The sequence below is a fragment of the Microvirga sp. TS319 genome (assembly GCF_041276405.1).
In the GTDB taxonomy this organism is placed as follows: domain Bacteria; phylum Pseudomonadota; class Alphaproteobacteria; order Rhizobiales; family Beijerinckiaceae; genus Microvirga.
In genome coordinates this window covers 1,388,316-1,402,632 of record NZ_JBGGGT010000001.1, presented here as the reverse complement: position 1 = coordinate 1,402,632, position 14,317 = coordinate 1,388,316, and the positions used below count along the sequence as shown (strand labels likewise).

At 61.5% G+C, this 14,317-nt stretch carries 15 protein-coding genes; 8 read left to right on the top strand and 7 right to left on the bottom strand.

The annotated features are described in order from the left end of the window. Nucleotides 1-10: 10 nt before the first annotated feature. Complete coding sequence (locus AB8841_RS06410) at nt 11-676, bottom strand: GntR family transcriptional regulator (protein WP_370434983.1); 666 nt, start codon at nt 674-676, stop codon at nt 11-13. Nucleotides 677-819: 143 nt separating this feature from the next. On the opposite strand from AB8841_RS06410, the gene AB8841_RS06405 reads away from it, so the two are divergent. From AB8841_RS06405 to AB8841_RS06390, 4 genes are all read left to right on the top strand, one after another. Next, nucleotides 820-1,449 carry a flavin reductase family protein gene (locus AB8841_RS06405; RefSeq protein ID WP_370434982.1) on the top strand — a complete coding sequence of 210 codons (630 nt, stop codon included), beginning with the start codon at nt 820-822 and terminating at the stop codon, nt 1,447-1,449. Nucleotides 1,450-1,471: 22 nt separating this feature from the next. Beyond that, the gene (locus AB8841_RS06400; protein ID WP_370434981.1) at nt 1,472-2,194 is read left to right on the top strand and encodes an aspartate/glutamate racemase family protein; all 723 of its coding nucleotides are present in this window, start codon (nt 1,472-1,474) and stop codon (nt 2,192-2,194) included. A 145-nt stretch (nt 2,195-2,339) separates the two neighbouring features. Continuing rightward, a complete protein-coding gene (locus AB8841_RS06395; RefSeq protein ID WP_370435594.1) occupies nt 2,340-2,624 on the top strand; it encodes a hypothetical protein in 285 nt (94 codons plus the stop codon). Continuing rightward, a protein-coding gene (locus AB8841_RS06390; protein WP_370435556.1) for an IS6 family transposase occupies nt 2,602-3,299 on the top strand; the annotation gives its coding sequence in 2 pieces (ribosomal slippage) (nt 2,602-2,878 and nt 2,878-3,299; 699 coding nt in all). Before AB8841_RS06395 ends, AB8841_RS06390 begins: the two co-directional genes overlap by 23 nt. Before the next feature lie 795 nt (nt 3,300-4,094). On the opposite strand, the gene AB8841_RS06385 is transcribed toward AB8841_RS06390, so the two are convergent. The 6 genes from AB8841_RS06385 to AB8841_RS06360 form a co-directional block, all read right to left on the bottom strand. After that, nucleotides 4,095-5,264 (bottom strand): ABC transporter permease, encoded by a 1,170-nt coding sequence (locus tag AB8841_RS06385; protein ID WP_370434980.1) that lies wholly within the window; start codon nt 5,262-5,264, stop codon nt 4,095-4,097. After that, nucleotides 5,261-6,217 (bottom strand): ABC transporter ATP-binding protein, encoded by a 957-nt coding sequence (locus tag AB8841_RS06380; protein ID WP_370434979.1) that lies wholly within the window; start codon nt 6,215-6,217, stop codon nt 5,261-5,263. The genes AB8841_RS06385 and AB8841_RS06380 overlap by 4 nt, the downstream gene beginning before the upstream one ends. Continuing rightward, nucleotides 6,214-7,203 carry an HlyD family secretion protein gene (locus AB8841_RS06375; RefSeq protein WP_370434978.1) on the bottom strand — a complete coding sequence of 330 codons (990 nt, stop codon included), beginning with the start codon at nt 7,201-7,203 and terminating at the stop codon, nt 6,214-6,216. The genes AB8841_RS06380 and AB8841_RS06375 overlap by 4 nt, the downstream gene beginning before the upstream one ends. Then, the gene (locus AB8841_RS06370; protein WP_370434977.1) at nt 7,200-7,844 is read right to left on the bottom strand and encodes a TetR/AcrR family transcriptional regulator; all 645 of its coding nucleotides are present in this window, start codon (nt 7,842-7,844) and stop codon (nt 7,200-7,202) included. The genes AB8841_RS06375 and AB8841_RS06370 overlap by 4 nt, the downstream gene beginning before the upstream one ends. A 427-nt stretch (nt 7,845-8,271) precedes the next feature. After that, nucleotides 8,272-8,640, bottom strand: a complete 369-nt coding sequence (locus AB8841_RS06365) for an antibiotic biosynthesis monooxygenase (protein WP_370434976.1) — start codon at nt 8,638-8,640, stop codon at nt 8,272-8,274. Then, nucleotides 8,637-8,966, bottom strand: a complete 330-nt coding sequence (locus AB8841_RS06360) for an NIPSNAP family protein (RefSeq protein WP_370434975.1) — start codon at nt 8,964-8,966, stop codon at nt 8,637-8,639. The genes AB8841_RS06365 and AB8841_RS06360 overlap by 4 nt, the downstream gene beginning before the upstream one ends. 80 nt (nt 8,967-9,046) lie before the next feature. Between AB8841_RS06360 and AB8841_RS06355 the strand changes: the two genes are divergently transcribed. From AB8841_RS06355 to AB8841_RS06340, 4 genes are all read left to right on the top strand, one after another. Further along, complete coding sequence (locus AB8841_RS06355) at nt 9,047-9,727, top strand: ArsR/SmtB family transcription factor (RefSeq protein ID WP_370434974.1); 681 nt, start codon at nt 9,047-9,049, stop codon at nt 9,725-9,727. A gap of 184 nt (nt 9,728-9,911) precedes the next feature. Further along, complete coding sequence (locus AB8841_RS06350) at nt 9,912-10,952, top strand: IS630 family transposase (RefSeq protein ID WP_370434973.1); 1,041 nt, start codon at nt 9,912-9,914, stop codon at nt 10,950-10,952. Nucleotides 10,953-10,998: 46 nt separating this feature from the next. Beyond that, nucleotides 10,999-11,340 (top strand): hypothetical protein, encoded by a 342-nt coding sequence (locus tag AB8841_RS06345; protein WP_370434972.1) that lies wholly within the window; start codon nt 10,999-11,001, stop codon nt 11,338-11,340. A 472-nt stretch (nt 11,341-11,812) separates the two neighbouring features. Further along, entirely contained in the window at nt 11,813-14,260 is a 2,448-nt protein-coding gene (locus tag AB8841_RS06340; protein WP_370434971.1) for a helicase-related protein, read from the top strand. The last annotated feature ends 57 nt before the right edge of the window (nt 14,261-14,317 follow it).

The window sequence follows — 14,317 nt, the reverse complement described above, 5'->3', positions numbered from 1 at the left end:
CTATGGCGTTTTATGCCAGCGCAGCACGCAGGTCATGTGAAAGGTCGCGCACTTCACTTAAATCAAGCTCAGATTCCACATGCTCCAGATGATGCGTCATAAGATCAGTCGCTTTGTCAGGCTTGTTCTTTGCAATTGCCTCGACAATTTCAGCATGTTCATCCGGGCCGCAGTTAAGACTACTGGTATTCCGGTAAACCGCGGTGATCAACGAGCTACGCGCGATCAGGTCGCGCATCGTACTGAACAGAAAATCCGATCCAGTAATCTCAGCAAGCAGAAGGTGGAAGCCTCCGGAAAGCTTGATGATGTCCGTGGTACTATCCTCAGCAATGGCAATCCGCTCTTTCGCAACATGATCGCGCAGGCGCTTGATATCGGCTTTGGAAATGGATGTGCAGAGCCGATGCACGACGCAGCGCTCGACCGTGCGGCGCACGAAAAAAACGTCTCTCGCTTCTTCGACAGATGGCTTGCAGACAAAAGCCCCACGGTTGGGAATGATCGTGACCAAGCCATCTCGCTTAAGAGCAGCCAGCGCCTGGCGGATGCGCGCACGGCTGACACTGAAAATAGAAGCCAGCTGCTCTTCCTTCAATTGGACGCCAGGCCGCAGCCGGCGCTCGGCAATAGACAGCCAAACTTTCTCGACAATCTGCTCTGTCGAAGCTCCCATTTGATTGTTCCTGCCTCTCTACCCAGCAGGTAGACAAGCGGGAATTCGGCAAAATTGTCAACTGATTCAGGCCGTTTTTCGTTGCAAAGTTGTCGACAATCCGGATTAATGTTGTAGACAAAAGTAAGTTTGCTGAGGCATTCATGGAATTCGACTTCGAAGAACTTGAACCACAGGGCCGCTACCGTTTGCTGACCAATTTTATCGGTCCGCGTCCTATTGCGCTTGTCACGACACGTTCGCCGGGAGGACACAACAATGCTGCTCCCATGAGCTTCTTCAATGTCTTTTCGCATGATCCAGCCATTGTTGTACTCGGTATCCAGCCGCGCCCGACCGGCGAAGAAAAGGACACTATGGTCAATATACGCCAGGCACAGGTCTTTGCCATCAATATGGTTGACCTGGCATTGTCACGGCAGATGCTGATCTGCGGCCTCGGATTCGATAGTGAAGTCGATGAACTGTCCATAGCCGGTCTCAATGCGGTCCAATGCCGAAAGATTGACGCCAGTTATGCAGAAGAGGCGCCTTGCGTTTTCGAATGCCGCGTCGAGCGCCTCATCGATTATCCGCGCCGCACCCTTGTGCTGGGTGAGGTCGTCCATATGCACGTACGACGTGACTGCCTTGATGCCGATGGACGTTACGTGAATCCCGAACACTACCAGCCAATCGCTCGCCTTCATGCTGACAATTACATCGCCTCCGATCGTCAGTTTGTCCTGAAGGCTCCTCCCATCACCGACTTTATTGAACCCTGCCGTGACTAGGCAGCATCCCAAAAGAACGATCATGCATATTCGCCTCATCAATCCCAACTCGACTGCCTCGATGACTGCTCAGGCTCTTGAAAGCGCGTTGCGCGTTAAGCACGAGAATACTCAGGTATCTGCCGTCAATCCTATCAGTGCTCCGGCGAGTATTGAGGGTGAGGCGGATGAAGCCATGGCGGTGCCCGGATTGCTTGCCGAAATTCGAAAGGGTGAGTCACAAGGCGTTGACGCCTATGTAATCGCTTGCTTTGACGATCCAGGTCTTCACGCCGCACGTGAGGTGGCTCAGGGCCCTGTCATTGGTATCTGCCAAGCGGCGGTACAGACCGCTATGATGATCAGCCGCCGTTTCTCCGTCGTTACCACTTTGCCCCGCTCGGTTTCGATTATTGAAGATCTGATAAGCGAATACGGTGCGGATCGCCATTGTCGTAACGTAAGAGCGATCAATCTACCGGTGCTAGGGCTTGAAGAGAACCCGGCAGAAGCGGAGCAACGGCTGCTCGGAGAAATTGAGGTCGCCAAGCGAGAGGACCGCGCCGAGGCCATCATTCTCGGTTGCGCGGGCATGTCCTCGCTCTGTGACCGCCTCAGGGTAGCAACCGGGGTACCTGTCATTGATGGCGTGACCGTTGCAATCAAATTCGCGGAAGCACTACTTGGGACTGGTTATTCGACATCAAAGGTCAATACTTACGGTTACCCTCGAGAAAAGGCGTCTGGCTGCCGCATTCGTGCGTAGATCAAAGGCAAATCGGCCTTTCACATCGGCGGCAGCTATGAGAAGGCAGCCTGCTCCAGCAGATGATGCATAGGGGCACCGTATATGTCATGGGCGCAGGCAGCCTTGGATGTCGGTTCCATTCATTTAAGTCTCCTCTTCATGAATGAGAACGCCGTTCACCGATCGTGCGCACGAACTGGTGGCCAACGGACCGCTGAAGGATGCTGTTGAGGCGGTTCCAGCAGCGTTGCAGGAGGTAAGTCCACAGATTGACATCCTCAGGCGCCGCCTCATCGCGTTGGCGCGTCAGAATCAGGCACGCCTCCTGATGACGGCTCGCGGTGTCGGCGCTCTGGTGGATCTGTCGCAACAATTTGTTTCAGAGTTTTATCCAATCCTCCCGGGGCTCAGGGATGGAGGATTGCGTGTTCAAGGGCAGACATTTTGATCGCTCAGTCATCCTGCTCTGTGTCCGGTGGTACTTGGCTTACAGTCTGAGCCTGCGCGATCTCGAGGAGATGATGGCCGAGCGGGGCATCTCCATCGATCACGCCACGGTCGGCCGTTGGGTGGTCCGTCACTCACCCGAGCTTCTCGAGCGGTTCAACCGCCGCAAGCGAGCGGTCACCGGCAAGTGGCACATCGACGAAACATACATCAAGGTCCGAGGCTGGTGGCGCTATCTTTACCGCGCGATCGATGCAATTGCGACACGGTCGAGTTCTGGTTCAGCGAGCGCCGAAATCTCACCGCGGCCAAGCATTTCCTGCGCAAGGCGCTCAAGCGCCACGGCCGGCCCGGGCAGATCGTGATCGATGGCAGCCAAACGAACCAGGAGGCGATCCTATCTTGCGATACCACTGACCGGCTCCAGGATCGGTCACGGCGCGGACTGAAGCCAATCCGAACCCGACAGAGTCGCTACCTCAACAATCGTGTCGAACAGGATCATTGCGCTATTAAGCGGCGGGTTCGACCGATGCTCGGATTCAAATCGATGGCATCCGCTCGGGCGAACTTGGGTGGCATCGAGATGGTACACATGATGCGGAAAGGACAGGCGAAGTATACCTGCAGTCCGCAGCCTTCACTGGCAGAGCAGTTCGATTTGCTTGCCGCCTGACCTGCAACGGAGTGTCAGCCATCGTCGCGTCTCTGCTCCAAATTTGCGACGCAACCCATGCTGTCACGACGGATGTTCCTGAATTGGCTGGTTGGAGTGGCGGTGACTGCCTCAGTGGGAATGCTGGCACTGACAAAGGCAGAGACCCAGCCGAGCCACCCATAGCATCCCGCCCGTCCGGGACGGCGGCCCCCGCCGCCGGAACCGCGCTTCGAGCGAACTCCAGGACCACTTGGGCCGGACCGGCGGAGAGGATCTCCCGCTGCTGCCGGAGATCGGCTTCGACGATGCCGTCCGTATCATCGATCGCAGCCGGAACGGCTTCCCTCCGGCGATCCCGGGATACTGAAGGCTCGCAGTGCCCAGCTCCTTCAGTGCCGGAAGAACCGAGACCCTGTCGGACGACCGCGGCTCGATCCTTCGTTAAGCCGACCGAGCCCTGCGGCCAAGGAAGAGGGAGGAGGAACCGCGCCAGCATTGGCTCCGCAGGAATACGCTGAGGAAGTCGAAGATCCGGTACTCCGGAGAAGATGCGAGATGCCGAACTTGAGATGATCCGGGCTGCCGACTTTCTCCACCTCGCTATGACAGGAGGGTCGGCTCATGGCACTTCTCGGAAGTGGTCTGCATGTTCGCTTTAGGCCCAAACACTGGACGTGCGTGAAAGGCAGGGAGTTTCTTGGTTTGAGTCCAAGGAGACTTCCGGCTCAACGGCTCGCTGCATAACCGTTTACAGACTTCCCTGCATACGTTCGGTCTATACTCAGGACTCGCGCCAAATTCCCGCTGAGAAGCTCAATCGAGCGTCTGACGAAACCGCAGGACGGCAATGATCATCGCCGCCAATGTGAAGGCGGCGAGCGCCAGCACGTCGACCTGAAGATCCATAAAGCCCGCCCCTTTCAGCATGATACCGCGCACGATACGTAAATAGTGGGTCAAGGGCAGCACCTCCCCAATCATCTGCGCCCAGCCCGGCATGCCGCGGAACGGGAACATGAAGCCCGAGAGCAGGATGTTCGGAAGGAAGAAGAAGAACGACATCTGCATCGCCTGAAGCTGACTTGCGGCAATGGTCGAGAAGGTGTAGCCCACCGACAGGTTGGCCAGGATGAACAGCAGCGTCAGCGCCACGAGAACCGTGAGGCTGCCGATAATGGGCACGCCGAAGAGGAGCTTGGCGGCCCCGAGGATCAATCCCGCCTGCAGACCGCCGATTGCCAGATAGGGGCCGATCTTGCCCAGCATGATCTCGACGGGGCGGATCGGCATGGCAAGCAGGCTCTCCATGGTGCCGCGTTCTACCTCCCGCGTGACCGAGAGTGCCGTGTAGATCAGCATAGTTAACGTCAGGATTGTGCCCATGAGGCCGGGTACTATGTTGAGGCGTGTCTCGCCAGCCGGGTTGTAGCGGCGGTGAATGCGCAATTCGTAAGGCAGGGGCTTCGGCGCGAGATTGGCCACCGGCCCGGTAAGCTCGCGAGAGAAGACACTCGATGATAGACCCTGTAGGGCCGACACCGCGCCTCCAGCCGCCACGGGATCGCTCGCATCCGCGATCACCAGCACGGCGGGGCGTTCGCCGCGGATCAGGTCGCGGCCGAAATGGGCCGGGATCTGCACACCGAACTGGACCCGGCCCGACAGGATGAGATGATCGAGCTCCTCCTCGCTCGTAGCGCTCGCCCGGATGTCGAAATATTCGCTCACCTGCATGGCCGCGAGGAAGGAGCGTGCAAACGAGCTCTCGTCCTGGATCAGCACTGCGGTCGGCAGGTGTTTGGGATCGGTGTTGATGGCGTAGCCGAACAGGAACAGTTGGAAGAGCGGGATGAAGATCATCGTCGCGAACGTGATGCGGTCGCGACGAAGCTGCAGCAGCTCCTTGACGAAGGCGGCGTAGATACGCTCCATAGAAGCCCGAAGGCCCTGCGTGCGCCGCGTGATGACCGGTCCGGCGCTCATGCGAAGTTGTCTTTCGTGCGGCTCATCAGGTCGATGAACACATCCTCGAGACTCGCATGGCCTGGGGTCCAGACCTGAGGTCCGCTCTTGCGCAGGCCCTGCGTCGCCGCGTCCAGCCGTTTCGCGTCGCGTCCGCTCACGTGCAGCGCCGTGCCAAAGGGCGCGACCATGTCGACGCCGGGGAGAGATTTCAGGTGCTCTGCCAGATCCGCAAGCTCTGGACCCGTGACATTATAGGTGGTCAGGTGCGCGTTCGCGATCACCTCATCGACCGAGCCCTGCGTAAGCAGGTCCCCGTAGGCGATGTAGGCAATCTCGTGGCAGCGCTCGGCTTCGTCCATGTAGTGGGTTGAGACCAGCACTGTGATACCCTCATGGGCCAGCACATGGATCTCATCCCAGAAATCTCGGCGTGCCTTCGGGTCGACCCCGGCGGTCGGCTCATCGAGTAACAGGAGTTGTGGGCCCGGCAAGATGCAGGCGCCGAGCGCCAAGCGTTGCTTCCAGCCTCCCGACAATTCACCTGCGAGCTGCTCGGCGCGGTTCTCTAGACCGAGCCGCCGGATCGCGTTGCGGGCCGCCGCGTGCGGATCGGCGATGTTATAGACGCGGGCAACGAATTCGAGGTTTTCGCGGATCGAGAGATCCGCATAGAGGGAGAAACGCTGAGTCATGTAACCAACGTGGCGTTTGATCTCGGCCGACTGCGTGCGGATGTCATAGCCCAGGCAGGTGCCGCGCCCGTCGTCCGGCGTCAGCAGTCCGCAGAGCATGCGCAGCGTAGTGGTCTTGCCGCTGCCATTGGGGCCAAGGAAGCCGTAGATCAGCCCGCGATGGACCTGCATGGATAGATTTCGCACCACCGTCCGGCCACCGAAGGACTTAGTGAGCCCATGCACGTCGATGACGACCTCGGAGGTGCGCGCGGGCAGGGCGGCCGGGTCAGCGCTCATGATCCAGCCTCCGTCTCGATGGGTGTGACAGTCACAGGCAGGCCGATCGGCAATTCAGCGCTGTCGACGGGGCGCGCTTCAACCCGGAAGACAAGCTTGGCGCGCTCTTCCTCGCTGAAGATGACAGGCGGGGTGAACTCGGCCTCGCGGGCGATGAAGCTGATGCGGGCCTGGAGGCCCGGCGGGCAACTGTCGCAGGAGACACCGACGAGGGTGCCCAGCACAAGGGTAGAGAGGCGCGGCTCCGGAACGTAGAAGCGGATGCGCCGGTTCTCCGGCGGCAGCAGCGCGAGGACCGGCTGGCTGGCACTCACCGTCTCACCAGCGCGGAAATAGACGTCCTGGACCTGGGCTGCCGCGGGCGCGAACACCTGGCGGCGGGCGAGGCGTGTCTCGGCTTGGCGGAGAGCCGCCTCGGCGGCCTGTACGGAGGCTTCAGCAGCCCTGATCTCGGCGGTACGACCAGTGATCTGTCCGGCTTCGATCTGGCGCTGTGCCTCTTCCACAGCGGCCCGGTCGCGCTCGAAGGCCGTGCGGGCCTGATCGAACTGGGCCTTAGCGGCAATGCCGCGCTCGAAGAGAGTGCGTTGCCGGTCGAGCTCGGCTTGTGAGAGACTGAGCTGCGCCTTTGCCCGCTCCTCCTGGGCCCTCAGGATTGCGATCTGCTCCGGGCGCTGCAGAGCAGCCTGGAGATCGGTCAGCTGGGCCCTGGCCTGATGCAGCCGCGCGTCGGCTTCATTACGCTGAGCAATCTGCATGGAGGATTCGAGCTCGAACAGCAGTTGGCCTTGCGTGACCCGGTCGGCGGAATCGACTGCAAGGCGTCCGATGCGCCCGCCGTCTTCCGGCGCCATGAAGATCAAATAGCCTTCGACGTAGCCCTGAAAGCCGACGTCGCCTCCCCATGGGCGCAGCAGGAACCAAGCGCTGGCTCCGCCCGCCAAGAGCAGGACCACAAGAGCAGCGATGGCCAGCCTGCGTTTCATGACGAGGGGCCTTTCAGCGCCTTCATCATCAGGGCGAGGTGCGCCTCCAGCATCGCGCCGACGTCGATTGGCTCGAGGCGCTGGAACAAACTCGTCCAGAGAAGCGCCACCAGCCCCGGCGCAATGGCAAGCTGGGGAAACCGCACGAGCTCGTCCGAGCGGAACTCGCCGCGGGCGATGCCGCGCTCGGCAATGGTGCGCAGGAGGCCCAGACCGCGGCTGATGACCTCGCGATGATAGATTTCCGCGAGTTCGGGGAAGCGGGACGCTTCCCGCAGCAGCAGGCGCACGATATCGGCCCGGCGGGTGCCAAGCACCTCTTGGCGCAGGAAAGCAAAGAGGGCCTTGAACTGCTCCTCGGCTGGAATGTCGAGGGCAAGTACCTTTTGCTCGAGCGTTCCGATCGCCCCGCCGATTCCGGATTGTGCCAGTGCCTCGAACAGGGCCTGCTTGGACGGCACGTAGAGGTAAATCGTACCCTTGGCGACGCCGGCCCGGGCGGCTACGTCGTCGAGGCGGGCTTCTGCGAAACCATTTTCCAGAAAGACGTCGAGCGCGGCGTCGAGGATCGCCTGAAGCTTGGCTTGGCGATCGCTCTCGCTTCGGGCAGGGGTTTTCTTAAAGGCATGTCGCTTTGCCACCACCGTCGCTGCCTCGCTTCCTGACTGACTAGTCAGTCATTTTACTCCTCTCTAAATGCTGTGTCGAGCTTGAGTTGGCCAGATGGGGATGAGCCTAACGAGGGGCTGCGGAAGGTCTCTTCCTGGCACTCCTGAGACGCTAGCGCATTGTCCGCCTATGTGCTCAGGAGCTGACATTCAATGGGCGGCCAGAATGCGAAAGGTTGACCCAGAGCCGAGCCTCGCTCCCAGAAGCGAGCACCCTCAGGAGGCCCGAGATTTGCGTGACGGTCGCTTCCGGCATTCAGTCGCAGAAGCCACCACAGTGGAGATCAGCGACTGAAGGTCCAAGGAGGGTTTTCAAAGATCGTCCAGCCTCACCGGTCTTCCGCGGATGAAATGGCCGAGCGCTGCTCCGACGAGATGACGTGAGCGGACCATTCCCTGATCAGCAGCCTTTGACAGCATGGCGCTCCTCATGAACACGGCGGCTATCGGCTGGGGCCTGATCCCGGTCATGCAGGCCGTAGTCCCGGATGACGCTGGCAACCCGCAGGCGATAATCAGCGAAGACGCCGTTGCGTCCCTTGGCCTGGGTCGCGCGGTGCCCGGGACGGTTGCGCCACTGCCGCACGGCCTCCTCATCGCGCCAGAACGAGAGCGAGAGGATCTTTCCCGGCTCCGTTAGGCTCTGGAAGCGCTCGATGGAGATGAAGCCGTCGATCGAGACAAGATCATCGCGGAGGGCGGCCGCCAGATCGAGGTAGTGCTGCGTCTCGCCCTCGGCCGGGCGCACTTCGAAGATCACCGCGATCATGGCCGGATCCGATCCGCATACGGTGCCGAGGCTAGGCGCAGGAAGATCCGGTCCTCGCGGCGGATGAATTGCTCCTTCTTGGCGAACTCGTAATTGGCTCGTCCGAGTGGATCGTTGCGCAGGCGCTCGCGATAGGCCTCGTAGTCGGCCAGGCTCTCGATGTTGTAAACCCCATACGCGACCGTGCTCGAGCCCTCGTGGGGAGAATAGTAGCCGATGAGGTCCGCGCCGCAGCGGGGAATGGCCTGGCCCCAGTTGCGGGCGTACTCGTCAAAGGCACCGACCTTGAACGGGTCGATCTCGTAGCGGATGAAACAGGTGATCATGCTCGGGTGTCCTCTTGAAGCGCGTGAGAATTGATTTCTAACCGATTGCCCGACTGCGTTGCTTCGGCTACGGTCGAAGTATGAAAGAAGGTCCTGTCATCGCTTCCGTGGCCGCGCTCCTGGGAGATCCGGCCCGGGCCAACATCCTCACGGCCCTCATGGACGGGCGAGCGCTGACGGTGAGTGAACTGGCCGAGGCTGCGGGCGTGACGATCCAGACTGCCAGCGGGCATCTGTCGAAGCTCGATGCCGCCAACCTGCTCACGGCGGAGAAGCAAGGACGGCATCGGTACTTCCGGCTCTCGGGCCCGGACGTGGCGCAGGTCCTGGAGGCGTTGATGGGCTTGGCCCAGCGCACGGGTGCCACCCGGGTCCGAACAGGGCCGAAGGATGCTGCATTGCGGGCTGCCCGCATCTGCTACGATCACCTCGCGGGCGAACGAGGAGTCGAGCTGCTGCACGGAGCCAGGCAGCAGGGCTTCATCGCGGGCGAAGATCCGTTGCTCCTGACCGACAAGGGAAGAGGGTTCTTCGGTGAGTTCGGGATTGACCTGATCCGGTTGGAAAAAGGCCGCCGTCCGGTGTGCCGGGCCTGCCTCGACTGGAGCGAGCGGCGCAGCCATCTTGGCGGCGCATTGGGAGCCGCGATCCTGTCACGGCTGCTTGAGAAGGGTTGGGTCCGGCGTGATGCCGGACGGGCGGTGACCTTCACCTGCGAGGGACTGGGAGAGTTCAGGTCAATCTTCGCCCTCTCTGCATAGCCATATCGGCGAGGCGGTCCATTCCATGGGGACAGGTCGAGGCAAGAGTTCGTTTCGGTATTCGGGAGTAAACGCCACCGAATTCCCACGTGTAGGTTTGGCGTCGGTACGATTCCGCTATAGGTCGGGCGTGCTCCTGGGCCGGCTTCAGGATGATAGCCGCCACGTACGCAACCGATCGCTCGTGGTCCTCGGCAGCTTGCGGGGCTGGCCGCCGCCGGCGATCTGCGCCTTTCCCGGCATCCAGAAAAAGACCTATGGCGGCTACTGCCAGGCTTATGAACGGGGCGGCGCAGCAGCGCTGTTTGCCGCCCGTCCGCCAACCCACAAGAAGGTCGATAGCGAGCCCCTGAAGAGGCTGATCTTCACGATCCTGCATGAGCCGCCGCTCAACTATGGCATCAATCGGACGGCCTGGACCATGCGCACGTTGCAGCACGCTCTGGCGGTGAAAGGCAGCCCAGCGTGCCGGGATACGATCCGCATGATCACGCACCAGGCCGGCTGGCGCTGGCTCAAAGCCCGCAAGGTGCTCACATCGACCGACCCGGACTACTCGGAGAGGGTTCGCACCCTGCGCTCGACGCTCGCTTCAGTGCAAGCAAACGAAGCCTTCTTCTCGATCGATGAGTATGGGCCGTTCATTGTAAGGCAGCATGGCGGCACAGCCCTGACGCCTCCTGGCACGGTCCGGACGGTCCCTGCACGGCAGAGGGCGCGCGGCACGCTGATCCTGACCGCAGCCCTGGAGCTGTCGACGAACCAGGTCACGCATGTCTATAGCGCGAACAAGAACACAGCCGAGATGATCCGGCTGATCGAGATCCTCACCACGAAGTATGCGGCGTGCCGTCAGCTCTACCTGTCCTGGGACGCGGCGTCCTGGCACACGTCGAACCGGCTCAAGGACTGGCTGGCGCAGCAGAATGCCGAGGCTCAGGTCAGGGGTGGGCCGCAGATCACGGCTGTGCCGCTGCCGTCCTGTGCGCCGTTCCTGAATGTCATTGAAGCCGTCTTCAGCGGCATGGCACGCGCCGTCATCCACAACAGCAAGTATCCCTCTGCGGAGGAGGCGAACGCAGCGATCGACCGCTACCTGGCTGAACGCAATGCCCACTTCCAAGCCCACCCCGAGCGAGCGGGCGAGTGGGTGTGGGGGCTTGAGCGCCAGCCGGTCGTGTTCTCGGAAGCCAACACCTGCAAGGATCCCGCCTATCGTCGGTGACGGGAGTTCGGGTAGCCTGATGCTGACAGCCGCTGGAGGTGCCCTGGTGACCGATGAGCGTGAACAGTTGATCGAGCAAGCGGTCCGGCGGGCCTTCGGGTCACTTGCGGAGGACCGGACGATCGGCGCCGGCGGTTTGTGCGAGTTGGCCTACGCCTTTGTGGCAGCGGACGTCCCCGACGCCACCCAGGAGGAGACACAGGCGGCGTTCGCCTCGGTGTGGGGCCTCGAGCCAGCGGATCGAGCCTTGTACGAGCACGTGCTTGCCGTCGGCGACCGGCACTCACCCGGTGACGGCGAAACCATCGAGCGAGTCCTTCAACGGGCTTCAAGAGGTGGCGATATGGAAGCGACTTGCCTCCTTGCCCTGGTCAAGAACGCCCGTTGACACCTGAATGCCTGATCAGTTCCACAATTGATGTGGGAACCTGGGCTCCGAATGGCAGCCAAATGTCTCCTCGGACGAGGAACATGGACGTTTTTGAGAGGCGCAGATAATCCCCTTCTGACCAAACTTTGCTGTCTCCAGCGAGCTCGCCGGATCGGGCCGGCGAGCTTTTCATCGGAACAAATGGTGTGAATGAAGTCCGCCCACGACGGCGGATCCCTTGATATCGGAGCCCGCCATCGACATCTAAAACCAAGAAAAAACCTGACAGCTCCATACACAAACCTCGAAATCCATGCGAAGTCAGGAACGTGTCCGAAAGCCCCGGGCGGCAGCGCTCAACACCACCCTCCTGAAAACAACTGCGCTCTTCCGGAGTTGAACTCCGGCGCGTAGCCAATGCTGCGGTAGAAGGCGCCCGTTCAACGAGTCTGGAGCAATGGCAAACGTGCTTTGCCCTGCGGAATTATAGATGTCTAAGAAATCGAAAGCCTTCGTCGGCATCAATCACCTACCCGGGCTCCTGCTTGCCAGCGCGGCCGAGTGCGAGCGCTGGATCGAGGCCGGACTGATCCCAGTTGCCGAGTACCGGACGCTCCAGAAGCGAGGGCGCATTGTTGAAGCTCCCATGTTCGACCCTGAAACTATTGCCCAGCTGGCGGCCGAGGTCCCAGCGTGGCGAATGCAGGGGGAGAATGGTGATGCCGAAAGACATGCGCGCTCCAAGCCCAAGAGAGTCGATCCCCCTACCGTCCAGCCGATTGATGATGCGGCCCATCGGCGGCGGCAGAGCATCCTCGCGCCTGTCCGGACGAACACGGGCATCTATGTGGCGGAGGATGTCCGCAAGATCGAAAGCGGCCGGTGGAAGTCGGAGCGCGTCTTTGCCGGCTACCGGGCGGTGTTCAGCCAGCCTATGCAGATCCTGCTAGACCGCGGCTCCACGGATATCGTCATCGAGTTCGCCTTTGCCGAGCCCCTGGACGTTGCAGCCGTGGTCCTGGATTCGGCCCGTGTCGGGCGGGATGAAATTGCCGCGGCATCTGATGCCCTCAAGGCCAGGCTGATCGAGCTGCGCGATGCCACCTTCGCAGTCTGTGAGGCGGAACTGGCAAGCTGGCGCGATGAGCTTGAGACCTATCTTGCCGCTTATGACGACGCTGCAGAGCGCCAAGCCATCCTGGACGGTATTCAGGCTGCGATCGAGAGGCTCGACCGGATCCATGCCTCAGACAAGGGCGGCCCGGCCGGGGCTGGGCGCAAGCTGCGGCAAAAGCTCGACGATCTCCGCTCCAAGGCTGCTGCCAGACGGCTCCGGCACCTACGCGAGGCGCAGATCCGCGAGGCATCCGGCTATGAGCGCTATGCCGCGATCTTTCCGGTAGCCCGCTCCTTGAACCGCAGGTTCCTGTTCCTGGCCGGACCGACCAATTCCGGCAAGACCTATGAGGCTCTGCAATTCGCCGGTGAGGCCGAGACGGCCGAGATCCTGTCCCCCTTACGCCTCCTCGCGCTGGAGCACTATGAGCGCATGAGCGAGGCGGGCATGGCCGCGGGGATGGTGACGGGCGAGGAGCGCGTTTTGCCCGAAGGCGTGACCCATATCGCTCGCACCATCGAGACGCTGGATCTGCACCGGGTGGTTGATGTCTGCGTGATCGATGAGGTCCAGATGCTCGGTGATCCGAACCGGGGTTGGGCATGGACTCAGGCCATGATCGGAGCTCCCGCGCGCCTGGTGGTCCTGACTGGCGCGCCGGAGGCGATCCCGCTCGTCGAGCACCTGCTCGCGATGACCGGTGAACGGCTGGAGGTGAAGATCCTGAAGCGCAAGGGCAAGCTGCGCGTCGAAGGCGTTCCGGCCAATCTCAAGAAGCTGTCCCGCGGGGATGCGGTCGTAGCTTTCACCCGCAGGAATGTTCACGATCTCCGGGCGCAACTGGTGCAGGCCGGGCGCACGGTTGCCACCGTTTATGGCGCCCTTGGACCGGAGGTTCGCAGGGCCGAGGCGGCGCGCTTCCGTAACGGCGAGGCTGAAATTCTCGTGGCGACGGATGCCATTGGCATGGGCCTGAACATCGGCCCGTTGCGCCGCGTCGTGTTCTCCACCTTGCGCAAGTTCGATGGTGTGCGCGAGCGGCAACTCACTGCCATGGAGATCAAGCAGATCGCCGGCCGGGCAGGGCGCTTCGGTCACCATGACGAAGGGCTTGTGACGGCCCTGCCGGAAGCGGGAGGCTATGCGCAGGTCGAGACCATGATTGGAAATGCCCTGAAAGGCGACGCCGGCAAGCTGCGGGGAAAGGCCTATGTCCGCCCCAACCAGGAGACGGTTTCGTCGGCCAGTGAAGTACTGCAAACTGATCGGCTCGGTCGTGTTCTCCGGCATCTGAACGACACCCTGGTTGCCGGCCATCCGGATCTTCGCATGGCAGACATGGAGGAGATGATCGAACTGGCAACACTCCTCGACGCCGTGGATCTGCCGATCCTCGTCCGCCTATCGTACTCGATGGCGCCCGTCGATGGCCGGGAGCAAATGGCGGTCGACCTGCTGCTCGACTGGGCCCGGCAGCACGTGCGTGACGGGCGCGTTCAGGCGCCGGACTTCGGCATCAACACCGATCTCCTGAAACTGGAAGCCCGGGTGAAGATCGTCACCAGTTGGCTCTGGCTGGCTCAGCGGTATCCGGGCGTGTTCGAGGACATGGAGGCAGTCGTAGACCTCCGAGCAAACCTCAATGCTAAAATCGAGGAGAAGCTCGTTGCCAGCTCTGTGTCCCACCACGGGAGACCCGACGGGAGATCACGGCGGGACAGGGGCCCGAAGCTCCGGCGGCAGCAAAAAAAGGGGCGCAGTTGGATGGATGCGGATGCGGGCAATGTGGAGCAGCATCGCGTCCGCGGGCGGTCGTCCTAAGCTGCGAACTCCTGCTTGAGTGCGGCCCAAAACGCGACGCCTGTGGGAATTGCATCT